This window comes from Mucilaginibacter sp. CAU 1740 (genome assembly GCF_039839285.1).
GTDB lineage: Bacteria > Bacteroidota > Bacteroidia > Sphingobacteriales > Sphingobacteriaceae > Mucilaginibacter.
Genome location: NZ_JBDOQS010000006.1, coordinates 375,791 through 387,432, shown reverse-complemented (window position 1 = coordinate 387,432; position 11,642 = coordinate 375,791). Strand labels below are relative to the sequence as shown.

Below are 11,642 nucleotides of genomic sequence, written 5' to 3'. Positions count from 1 at the left end.
CAAAAAACGATATTTACTCAGATAATTCCGCTTTAAGGTTAGATCATTATTGATGTTCCGCATAATTGAATTAACGTTTTTTATTGCTTGTTAATTCTGTTACCGAATTATCTAACCTTTACAATTGCGAGCATAGCGCGGCAATCGCACGGATGCATGGACGCCCTGTATAGCATGCGATTGCCACGTCGCGCCCATCGCACCAGCCCGAAAGCTCCTCGCAATGACATCTGTTTATATTGACATCCGTTTACAATACCGACTTAATGCACACCATCGTTCTTCGCAACTTTGCGAACCTCAACGATATTACCATCGCCCTGCAAAACCGGGCAGCCTTTGGCAAACTCAACAGCTTCATCAACCGATTCAGCTTTTACCGTTACAAAACCGCCGATAGTTTCCTTGATCTCGCCGAAAGGGCCATTGGTAACTACCCCGCCATGGCCAACAATTTTGGCATCGGCAAAAGGCAAGCCGGTACCGCTTACAAATTTATTTTGCGCTGCGATGCCTCCTATCCAATCCATAGTTTGTTTCATCCATACCTGGATCTGCTCTGGAGATGCTACCTTGTTGCCATCCTCGTGCCTGAAAATTAAAACGTACTCGTCCATTTTTTTAGATTTTAAAGGTTAATAAATATATGAATTACACCTCTATATCAAGTGGGACGGAAGGAATAGGACAGGGGGGAGAAAAATATTTTATCTGAATCAGAATTTACAGAATTATAAGATTAACAGAATGAAAAATGCCTACACCTATATTCTGCCAATTCTAAAATTTTGTAAATTCTGATTCAGACAATTCAGCGTTTTTTTACGCCAATGCAAGCTCCGGCTTCAACTCGCTTAAATGCCTGTTGTACCAGTTTACGTGATTGTACTGGGCGTTGATATCGTAAATTTCGGGTTTGAGCTTAAGGAGGTTAATAATATCCTGGCACGAAAAACGGTGGCACACCGGATAAAGCTCTTTAAAAACGCGTTCGATAAAATAGTAATCCTCCGGGTGATCGATGCCGAAACGGTGCGACATGCTGTAGTCTAACCCTGTTTCCCAGCTTACATTGCCTATATTAAAAATGAGTGGATTTTCATATATAAACGGTGAAGTATGCTCCAAACCATATGGGCGACCGGCATTTTCCCAGGCTTTTTTCAAACAGGCCATGGTCATCACCTCAACGTCATTACCATCTGGATAAGTTGCGGGCTGCATGTTGCTTACATAATCGTACTTATCGCTAAAAAAACGTTCAAGTACTTTATCAACAATCCGCGGATCTATAAGCGGGCAGTCGGCCGGGATCTTTACTACCACATCGGCATTAAAAAGTTTTGCGGCCTGATAATTCCTGTCAATCAGGTTAACCAAACTGCCACGGTAGTACGGTATGTTAAGTGCTTCGGCCTCTTTAACTATTACATCATCCTCGGGGCTTTCGGTGGTGGCAATCACAATTTCGGCCAGGTGCTGGATCATGCCCAGGCGTTCAATCATCCTTGCCAATAAACTTTTGCCCAATACCGGCAACATTACCTTACCATATAAACGGCTCGAAGCCATGCGGGCAGGTACTACAATCACTACGCTCTCTACCATATCTCCGGAAAATTTGAGGTTTACTAAAATGCTATTATCGGGTTAAATGTATAATGGCAACATTTAAATATGGCGAAGTTTGCATTATGAAATTGTTAAGCCAAAGCCCATGTAAAACAACAAAACCCGGCACAATCTGGCCGGGTTTTGTTCTAAGTAAATGTTGCTTAATAATAAATAACGTTGGTTTGAATATCCGCGCTTAGTTTTTTACTATCAGTTGCCGAAGCAAGGCCCTGCAACCAAACGGTATATACCGAACCTGAGCGCAAATTAACGTTAGTAAGCGTTGCCAATACGGTAGTAGTACCTTTGCTACGAATGTTAAGCGTGTAGTTATTGCCGGCCTTAATGGTTTTAAAGCCCGAAACACCTTTGTAGGCTTTGTTGGTAGCAAGTACGCTATCTGTTGAAGTAACAAGGTCAACCGCTCCCGCGTCTGAGCTTAGGTTAGCTAAACGGATAGTAGCAAAACCGGCCGCGGGTTGTGAAACCGAATCGGTAACAAAAATAACATCGCGATGGCCGGTAGTGTTGGCTACATACAACGAGTAAAGTTTTTTGGCTACAAGGGTAATAGTGTCTTCTGCTACTTTTTGGCCTGTGGCTGCATCATAAAATGTAGCGGTACGTTTGCCGGGGTTTGCGCGCACATAATCGAGGCCATCGCCATAGCGAACAGGGTAAGCATTTGCCCTGTTAGGCTGTAAAAAAAAGTTAAGACCACCCGCATCAGGCGAGGCGTTAATGAATGATACAAGGGCTACCGGCTGCTCAACGTAATCACGACGATCATCCTTTAAACATGAGCTAAGCGTTGCTGCCAGCAAACATACCATCCCGATGATGCCTGCCCGCCCTGTTAGTTTTTGCTGAACTGTTTTCATAAAATATAAAATATTGGTGTAAACTGATATTTTAAACTTTACGTAATCAGCAGGCATTACGCTACTAATGATCAAAAAAATTTCGGGTGATTGGTTAAGCTAATTACGTTTAGGATTTTGTTTTAGTATGTGAGAGCAAGGAAATTTGAAGCGAAGGCGCGGAGTTTACTCACCCGGCCTTCGCTTCGCTGGGCCACCCTCTCTGCGGCAAGCCGCAAAGAGGGTAAGGAAAATAAAAATCCCCGAAAGTTAAAATCTCCTCTTTACGCAAAGCGTAGAGAGGGGTGGCGAGCGCAGCGATGCCGGGGTGAGTCGGCACCGTTATGCCTATCAACAGCACAATTATATTATCGGCACAGTTCCCCCATCAATAGTAAACTCGCCGCCGTTTAAATAAGCGGCCCTATCAGATACCAGGAAGGCTACAAGTTCTGCAACCTCTTCTGGTTCGGCAGGGCGACCCATGGGGATGCCACCTAACGAATCCATAATTATTTTGAGGGCTAATTCCTTATCGCCTCCATTTTGCGAGGCGATATTGTCGATCATTCCCTGCGCGCCGCCCGTATTGATAAAACCCGGCGCTACCGAATTAACCCTCACTCCTTTCGGCGCGAGTTCTTTAGAGATCGCTTTACTATAATTACTTAGCGCCGCCTTGGCTGCCGCGTAGGGTATTGTAGACTCAAAAAGTGGCATCTTACGTTGGATGGATGAAATGTGCAATATCACACCCTGTTTTTGAGCCAGCATAGCTGGCAGCAATCCCCTATCCAACCTTACCGCAGCCAGCAAGTTGGTTTGCAGGGCATTCTCCCAATCCTCGTCGCTTAATACCATAACGCCGCCACTTGGCGCATCCGAACCGCCGAGGTTGTTGATGAGGATGTCAATACCGCCTAAACGTTTCAGGGTTTCGCTGATCACATGGTCTGTGCCTTCTTTCTTGCTCAGATCGGCCTGGATAAAATATTGCGGATCGATATCATCTGGTTGGGTGCGGGCGGTAGTTACAATGCTTGCACCGGCCTTAAGCAGGCGTTCAAAAATTGCTTTGCCCGCGCCCTTGGTCCCGGCGGTAACCAATATCCTTTTACCGTCAAATTCGCTTGGATCTATGTTAAATTTTGCCTTTGAAATCATTTTATGTCGATTTTTGTTTGTTAGAATGATACAAAGTTCGGCAAGTGCGACAGGCAGGTCAAGTACGGAAAAATGATTCAATACGGATAAATTTATCCGTATTGGTTTGTCAATCCAGCTTTTAAAAACTGATTTTTATGTACGAGAGAAAACTCCCCATACAAGAAGAATGCGGCCTCGACCTTATCCGCGAGGTAATATTTGGCAAGTGGAAAATTCACCTGTTGTATTACATATCGCAAGGCATAAGCCGACCGGGGCAACTGCAAAAAAATATCCCCGAAGCAGCACGCAGGGTGCTCAACATCCAGCTTAAACAACTGGAAGATGATGAGTTGGTTGCCAAAACGGTATATGACCAGCAACCGCCAAAAGTGGAGTACTATCTTACCGATCTGGGCAAATCCATTATGCCCATTGTTAACCAGCTTGGCCAATGGGGTGATGATAACAGCGAGCACCTGCAACGTGTTATTAAAAAGCGTTTATTACTTCCTGAGATAAACTAAGCACCGACTATATATTACACATTTAAGTATAGTTTTTATCTATAGCTATTTTTTAAGTCGATTTTCTATCAGGTGTTGCAGCTTATCTTTAAACTGATCATCAAGTTTGAGGTTTGCCGGTGGATGGGGCATGAACATACTTTTAACCATACAATTGATGATCACCGCTTTTTTTCTGAATATCCTGAAAAGCCATAGCACTGCCTTTTTGCTTTTGTAAAATATAGGATCCATATCTTTTAATTTTGATTGGTTGTATATGGAGGTTAGTCGGGCAGAGGAAGCAGAACCTTACAAAATATTTTTTTTGATAATATTCAACCATGTCATTGCGAGCATAGCGCGGCAATCGCATACTACACAGGGCGGATTTGCTTGCGTGCGATTGCTTCATACCTATCTGGGACGTATTTAAAATGGGTGTCATGCTGAGCTTGTCGAAGCATGGCGGGTAGGGCCTCTGCGCGCGACCCTTCGACAAGCTGCCATTGACAAGTCTATAACGCGTTGATAATCAGGTCTGAAAAAATGTCATTTCCAATGCGATTATTTGTGCGCAAATATACCCCAACTCAGGGTGACAGGCCACCCCGCCTAATGTGATATGCTCATTCATAGGCCTCCGCTTTTAGTTACTCGCAATGACATCTTTTTATGAGAGCGATCCATAAAATGACCTCACTATGAGACGAATTACTAAAACCTTTCAACAATACATTTGTAACTTTAACGTATTAAAACTAAACCCAATTTGATATGGCAACCATCGAGAGCATCCAGAACGCGTATATTGATCATGTATTAACTGAGGGCGAGCAGCCTAAATCGGTGTACATTTTTGCCAAACAAAACCAGATGACCGAGACTGAATTTTACCAGTTTTACGGCTCATTTGAGGCGGTAGAGCAAGGTATCTGGGCCGATTTGGCTAATAAAACCCTTACCGAGATCCGCGCTCAGGAAGTTTGGCTCGGTTATACTGCCCGCGAAAAGGCCTTATCATTTTTCTATGGCTTTTTCGAATTGCTGAAAGGTAGCCGCAGCTTCGCGGTTTACAGCGTTAAAAAACAGCCTAAAGGTTTTACCACACCAAAAGTATTTGCTCCGCTAAAAGATATTTTTGAAGCTTTTGCCGATGAGATCATGAAAGAAGGTATTGAAAGTACCGAACTGAGCGATCGTAAATACTTCTCTAAAAAATATAAAGACGCCCTTTGGATCCAGTTTGTGTTTGTACTCAATTTCTGGATCAATGATAACTCGGCAAACTTTGAAAAAACCGATGAGGCGATTGAAAAAGGCATCAACGTTACGTTCGACCTGTTTCAGCGCTCGCCTATCGATAACCTTTTTGAGTACGGCAAATTCCTGGTGCAAAACGGCGGGATAAAAGACAGGATGGGATTTTAATAATATCATGGCAGATGACAACGCGGGAGCAACTCCCGAACAAAATAGCATACCAACCACCAAAGTTGAGCGCTCGGCAAAGTTTATAAAAACCGGCGTTAAAATTGGTGGTAATTACATCAAGCATTATTCAAAAAAACTGTTCAATCCCGGCATGGATAAGTCGGAATTGAACGAGGATAACGCCGCGGATATCTATCAATCCTTAAGCGAGCTTAAAGGCAGCGCCCTTAAGGTTGCGCAGATGCTGAGCATGGATAAAAACCTGCTTCCGCAGGCTTATGTGGATAAATTCACCCAATCGCAATATAACGCGCCACCGCTTTCGGGGCCGCTTATTGTACAAACCTTTAAAAAGTATTTCGGCAAAAATCCGGATCAGATCTATGATAAATTCAACATCAGGTCAACCAATGCAGCATCAATAGGCCAGGTACACCAGGCCGAACTTAACGGCAAAAAGCTGGCGGTAAAAATTCAGTACCCCGGCGTTGGCGATTCGATCTCGTCGGACCTGAAACTGGTAAAACCATTCGCCTTCCGGATGCTGGGTATGAGCGAGCGCGAACTGGATGTTTACATGAACGAAGTAGAAGAACGCCTGCTGGAAGAAACCGACTATGAGTTGGAAGTTCGCCGCTCTATCGAATTTTCGGAAGCATGCGCTAACCTTAACAATGTTGTTTTCCCAAAATACTACCCAGAGCTAAGCAGCAAACGCATTATTACTATGGATTGGCTGGAAGGCAAACACCTGAAAGAGTTTTTAGCCACCAACCCATCGCAGGAGTTACGGAACCAGATAGGCCAGGCGCTGTGGGATTTTTATAACTTCCAACAGCACGAACTCCGTGCCGTACATGCCGATCCTCATCCGGGCAACTTTATGATCACGCCCGATGGTAAGCTTGGCGTTATTGATTTTGGCTGCATTAAGGTAATGCCCGAGGATTTTTATTATCCCCTTTTCTCCCTTACCTCAACCAATTTATTGGATAACAAGGAGGAAACCATCAAAGCCTTCCGCCAGCTGGAAATGATCCATAAAAACGATACTCCGGCGCAGGTTGAATTTTATTATACGCAATACAAGGAGATGATCAGCCTGTTCGCGCTGCCCTACATTACCGATACTTTTGATTTTAGCGAAACTGCCTTTTTCGATAAGCTATACAGCTTCGGCGAACGCATTTCAAAAATGCCCGAGTTTAAACAGGCCCGAGGTGTAAAGCATTTTATCTATGTTAACCGTACCAATTTTGGGCTATACAATATTTTGCATGAGCTTAAGGCCAAAGTTAAAACGGATACCTATAAACCGCATGTGGTGCTGGAGTATTAATGCGGCTGGCAGTTTTGGGTTTACAGTTAGTAGTCTTTTTAATTGAGTAAATGGGCTATATTTGACCAGATCTACACCCACAAAATGAAATTACATCACCTGTTAATAGTAACCTGCTTTTTGGCGGCCTGCAAATCAAAGCCAACTAAACATGAACAGGATACAACTAAAAGCAAAACGGTTAAAGTTTTACCGGCATCTTTTAAAGCAAGTAGCAAGGTTACCCCTACAGATACATCAGACTTTGACGAGCTGCGTGATGCTTATGCCGACTATTATGTTGTAGTTGCCGATACCGGGCTTAATTATTATACATTAAGAGACAGAATGTTTGATTTAAGCCGCAACGCCGGATTAACCATTGATACCGGCGGGCAATATTACGACAAACAAAAAGATATGATCAGGCTTCCAGATAATGATGAAGATGAGGTTTTGGCCGGAGAATACGTTATGCGAAGATATCCATCTAAAACTTTAAGTCTTGAATATCTTGCATCTTATAAAGATAACTCCGCAGAAAAAACTATCGCATTAGTAACCGGAATTTATGAGAACAAGGCCAGCGCCGATAGCGCCCTTGAAGCCTTGCAACCAAGCAAAACAGCTTTCGCTATCAAATCGCATATTTACATAGGTTGTATCCATTAAATCAAAATTCCCTTAACCGAATTAATAACAATATGCCAATACTTCAAAACACCTTTGTACACCACGTACACTTTTGGCTTAACAACAAGGCCGATAAAGATAAACTGATAGAAGGTTTAAATATCCTGCTCCCTATCCCGCATATCCGCGATATCCATATCGGCGTGCCGGCCGATACCAACCGCGATGTGATCGACAGATCGTACGATGTATCGTTGTTGATATTATTTGATTCGCCCGAGGCGCAGGAAGCTTACCAGGTTGATCCTACCCATGTTATTTTTGCCGAGCAGTACGCTAAGCCGCTGTGTAGTAAAGTAGTAGTGGTTGATAGCGTGAATATTTAAATAATAAAGCACAATAAAATAAAAAAAGTAAGGTTAATAGAGCATAAGTAACCTTACTTTTACACCTTACACAAATAATATGTTCTCTAAACTAACCTTCCTTATTACAGTTGTAGTATTATCGTTTTCATTTTCAAAAACCTACTCGCAAACTGATACAACCCAATATGATCTGGGTCGTTTAAAAGCAAAAAAAGATTTTATCCAAAGTATCACCATTAAGCGTGCAGATCTGCAGCGTCAGCCATTTGCTTCCCTCTCAGATGCTATTAATGTATGGTTTTACGGCACTTACACCAATGCCAATACCGTTGTTTATGTAATTGATGGCAACATTATCAATGATATTAACGCCTACAATATAAATGATATTGAAGAGGTAACGCTGGTTCAAACCGCCTTAAACCAGGTTAACGGGGCCGGTGCGGGCAAACAACTCATATTGATAAAAACCAGGCGTAACCGCTCGGGAAAATCGGGATTGGAGGTTGCCGGGCAAACTAACATTGTTAATATGCGCAACACCACCGGCGATGCTGTTAAAAGCACCGATAATTTTTTTCACCAGTACTATTTATCTGCCTATAAAAATACCTCCGATGTTAACGTTGGAGTATCTGCTACTTATTTAAGAGATATCAGCCCCTTTCTAAAAAGCAATACTGAAAACATTGCTACGCCACTAAACTTAGATCGGTTTAATTTTAACGCCTACGCCGATATTAAATTAGGCGCTAAAAACAGTATCAATGCCAATGCAACTTACGCTCCGCAAGTAACTGATTTGAAATACCAGTCTGTTGTAAATAGTAATACACCCTACCAATCACAATTGGCGGTAAATGATCATATCAAGCAACAACTATTTAATGGAGGACTTGCCTTAAATTCAATCTTAGCTCAAGGACTGCAAAATAAACTTTCGGCTACATACGGCCACTATCAATACAATGGCAATTATAATTTCAACCAAATGCAGGGATCGGATGCTTCCGGTTACCAGGCGGGCATTTCTTCGGCCATTAATAAAGGGCATGATAATATCACATTGATCAGAGATAACCTAAGCTACCACAAATCAGTAGGCGATTTCAGTATCGCCCCATCGGTAGATCTTAGCTATCGTTATACCAAAAGTGTGGTAACAAGTTCAAGTTCATACCTAACTTACTACAACAACGCGGGTTTACCTGCAAGCGCTACTCAAACTACCGATTCTATTACCCAAAAACGTAAGGACTGGTTATTAACGCCATCATTAAGTGTAGCGTACAAAAACTACCTTACCGTTACCGGTGGCGTGGTGGCCGTACTCAATTCAAAAAAAGATATGGGATTGGGTAACGATGCCGACTTAAAACGTATATTTCCTTATGCTTCAGCTTCGTTAAACTTTTCGGCACTTACAGGCATTAAAACCGTAGGCATAAAACTGTATGGCTCATACGCAAAGCAAAACATGTTGCTACAGGCAGATGGGATGCATCTCAATAATTTAAATGAAACTTTCAACACCAGCACTACATTAAGCTATAGTTACCTTTACAGCTATTCTTATACAACGGTAAATTACAACCCGTTAAAACCATTCAATTTTTACATGGCCGGTGCAAACTTTGATATATCACCACTAATAACGGTTAATTACAACTACGAACGTGGTGGCATGCAGGTTTCTGTATTAGTTTATACGCCGCAGCAAGACAATTCTGTAGCTATCACAGAAATGTTTAATGATTCAAAATATACCCGCAACAGCATCGGGATAAACTTCAACATCATTAATAAAGCAACTGCACGTTTTACTACCGGCCTAACCACAACCAATATCAATCAAAAAATAAACGGAACTGGATTTGACGCATCATGGGGCACCAAAATATGGACCGGCGGCTGGGTTAACCGCCTTGATGTAAATAATATTTTTGCAGGACTTGATGTATTGTACCAAACCGGTAAAGGCAACGCCTTATATACCTATGCTTCTCCGTACTCTTCGTTATATTACCAGGCGGTTAACTCTTTTTCCCTGCAAAACATTTACTTTGGTTACAGGCTAAAAAACCATCTGTTTAAAAACCTGGAGCTATTTGCAAACGGCCGTAACGTATGGCAAAACAAAAAATCAAACATTACCGACAACCGTAGGTTTTACGGCCTCGGATTTAAGTTGGGCTTGTAAAACAGCCCGCCTTTTTTGTTGTTTGAGTATGCATGAAGGTATTACTTGCCGGTGCTAACGGATACATAGGTACAAGGCTCATCCCCATTTTGCTGGAGGCCGGCCATGATGTGGTTTGCCTGGTACGCGATAAGCGGCGCTTTCATGAACAAAGCGACTATAGCAACCGGGTTACCCTCATCACCGGCGATTTGCTCAGGGAATCAAAGGTCGAGGCCTTTCCGGAGGATGTTGACGCGGCTTATTACCTGGTGCATTCCATGTCGCAATCGGATGATTTCGCAGTGCTGGAGGCATTATCGGCCCATAATTTTATTATCGCGCTTGATAAAACCAATTGCAGACAAACCATTTTTTTAAGCGGGATAACTAACGATGATAAGCTATCAAAACACCTGCAATCAAGGCGGCATGTTGAAGATGTGTTGCGCGAAGGCAAAGCAGCGCTTACCGTTTTAAGGGCGGCTATTATTATCGGATCGGGGAGTGCTTCGTTCGAGATCATTCGTGATCTTACCGAAAAACTGCCCATCATGACGGTACCGCGCTGGGTGAATACCCGTTGCCAACCCATCGGTATCCGTGATGTGCTGGGATATTTAGAGGGTGTGTTGGTTAATGAAAAATCATTTAACCGCACCTTTGATATCGGCGGACCGGATATATTAACATTTAAGCAAATGATGCTTACCTATGCCGAGGTGCGTAAGCTGAAAAGACATATCATTACCATACCATTTCTCTCGCCTAAAATCTCATCATATTGGTTGTATTTTGTTACTTCTACCAGTTACAGCCTTGCGCAAAGCCTGGTTGATAGCATGAAGAACGAAACCATTATGCGCGATCATAGTATTGATGAGGTTGTACCCCGCCAATGCCTAACCTATAAAGAATGCCTGGAGCTTGCCTTTGTTAAGATAGAGCAAAACTCCATCGTATCCAGCTGGAAAGATGCTTTTAACCAGGGCTATCTCAATCCTGGTTTTATGGACCAGATAAAAGTACCACAAAACGGCACGCAAGAGTACAAGGTAAAAATGCCCTTTGAGCGTGCAAGCGACGAGGTATTTACCAACGTATTATCCATAGGCGGCAACCGCGGCTGGTATTATTGGGACTGGATCTGGAACATCCGCGGTTTTTTGGATAAGATCTTCGGCGGGGTAGGCTCGCGCCGGGGGCGCACCAGCAATGTCAGTATCTCGCCCGGTGATGTGATCGATTTTTGGCGTGTGCTCTTGGTCGACCGTGAAAACAAACGCCTGTTGCTTTATGCCGAAATGAAACTGCCCGGCGAAGCCTGGTTGGAATTTAAAATAATTGAGCGCAACAATAAAAAAAGTTTAAGCCAGGTAGCTACCTTTAGGCCCAACGGATTGTGGGGACGGTTGTATTGGTACGCCATGTGGCCTTTTCACCTGTTTATTTTTAACGGGATGGCGAGGGAGATTATTAATTATCATTGATGGTCATTTCGCGATGCTGTCATTGGGTCATTAAGTCATTTTGATTGCGTGGCGGAGAGGGTACTCACCCGGTCTACGCTTCGCTGGACCACCC

General features: G+C 43.1%; 12 protein-coding genes. 7 read left to right on the top strand and 5 right to left on the bottom strand.

What is annotated here, in order from left to right; translation table 11 throughout:
* Positions 1 to 263 precede the first annotated feature (263 nt).
* The 4 genes from AAFN85_RS15930 to AAFN85_RS15915 form a co-directional block, all read right to left on the bottom strand.
* Entirely contained in the window at positions 264 to 617 is a 354-nt protein-coding gene (locus tag AAFN85_RS15930) for a YciI family protein (RefSeq protein WP_347528586.1), read from the bottom strand.
* A 205-nt stretch (positions 618 to 822) separates the two neighbouring features.
* A complete protein-coding gene (locus AAFN85_RS15925) occupies positions 823 to 1,608 on the bottom strand; it encodes a glycosyltransferase family protein (RefSeq protein ID WP_347528584.1) in 786 nt (261 codons plus the stop codon).
* Between the two features lie 167 nt (positions 1,609 to 1,775).
* Entirely contained in the window at positions 1,776 to 2,495 is a 720-nt protein-coding gene (locus AAFN85_RS15920; protein ID WP_347528582.1) for a DUF4397 domain-containing protein, read from the bottom strand.
* A 342-nt stretch (positions 2,496 to 2,837) separates the two neighbouring features.
* Positions 2,838 to 3,638, bottom strand: coding sequence for an SDR family oxidoreductase (locus AAFN85_RS15915; protein WP_347528581.1), 801 nt, complete (start codon positions 3,636 to 3,638; stop codon positions 2,838 to 2,840).
* A gap of 137 nt (positions 3,639 to 3,775) precedes the next feature.
* Here AAFN85_RS15915 and AAFN85_RS15910 point away from each other — a divergent pair, with 137 nt between their 5' ends.
* On the top strand, positions 3,776 to 4,147 hold the full coding sequence (locus AAFN85_RS15910) for a helix-turn-helix domain-containing protein (RefSeq protein ID WP_347528579.1): 372 nt from the start codon (positions 3,776 to 3,778) through the stop codon (positions 4,145 to 4,147).
* Positions 4,148 to 4,192: 45 nt separating this feature from the next.
* Here the strand turns inward: AAFN85_RS15910 and AAFN85_RS15905 are convergent, their stop codons facing one another.
* Positions 4,193 to 4,381 (bottom strand): hypothetical protein, encoded by a 189-nt coding sequence (locus AAFN85_RS15905; RefSeq protein WP_347528577.1) that lies wholly within the window; start codon positions 4,379 to 4,381, stop codon positions 4,193 to 4,195.
* A gap of 522 nt (positions 4,382 to 4,903) precedes the next feature.
* On the opposite strand from AAFN85_RS15905, the gene AAFN85_RS15900 reads away from it, so the two are divergent.
* The 6 genes from AAFN85_RS15900 to AAFN85_RS15875 all read left to right on the top strand — a co-directional run bounded on the left by AAFN85_RS15900 (position 4,904) and on the right by AAFN85_RS15875 (position 11,548).
* The gene (locus tag AAFN85_RS15900) at positions 4,904 to 5,557 is read left to right on the top strand and encodes a TetR family transcriptional regulator C-terminal domain-containing protein (protein WP_347528575.1); all 654 of its coding nucleotides are present in this window, start codon (positions 4,904 to 4,906) and stop codon (positions 5,555 to 5,557) included.
* Positions 5,558 to 5,564: 7 nt separating this feature from the next.
* Entirely contained in the window at positions 5,565 to 6,899 is a 1,335-nt protein-coding gene (locus AAFN85_RS15895; protein ID WP_347528573.1) for an AarF/ABC1/UbiB kinase family protein, read from the top strand.
* A gap of 84 nt (positions 6,900 to 6,983) precedes the next feature.
* On the top strand, positions 6,984 to 7,550 hold the full coding sequence (locus AAFN85_RS15890; RefSeq protein WP_347528572.1) for a hypothetical protein: 567 nt from the start codon (positions 6,984 to 6,986) through the stop codon (positions 7,548 to 7,550).
* Between the two features lie 32 nt (positions 7,551 to 7,582).
* On the top strand, positions 7,583 to 7,897 hold the full coding sequence (locus tag AAFN85_RS15885; protein ID WP_347528570.1) for a Dabb family protein: 315 nt from the start codon (positions 7,583 to 7,585) through the stop codon (positions 7,895 to 7,897).
* A 79-nt stretch (positions 7,898 to 7,976) separates the two neighbouring features.
* On the top strand, positions 7,977 to 10,079 hold the full coding sequence (locus AAFN85_RS15880) for a hypothetical protein (protein WP_347528569.1): 2,103 nt from the start codon (positions 7,977 to 7,979) through the stop codon (positions 10,077 to 10,079).
* Between the two features lie 32 nt (positions 10,080 to 10,111).
* Positions 10,112 to 11,548, top strand: coding sequence for an SDR family oxidoreductase (locus AAFN85_RS15875; RefSeq protein WP_347528567.1), 1,437 nt, complete (start codon positions 10,112 to 10,114; stop codon positions 11,546 to 11,548).
* Positions 11,549 to 11,642 lie beyond the last annotated feature (94 nt).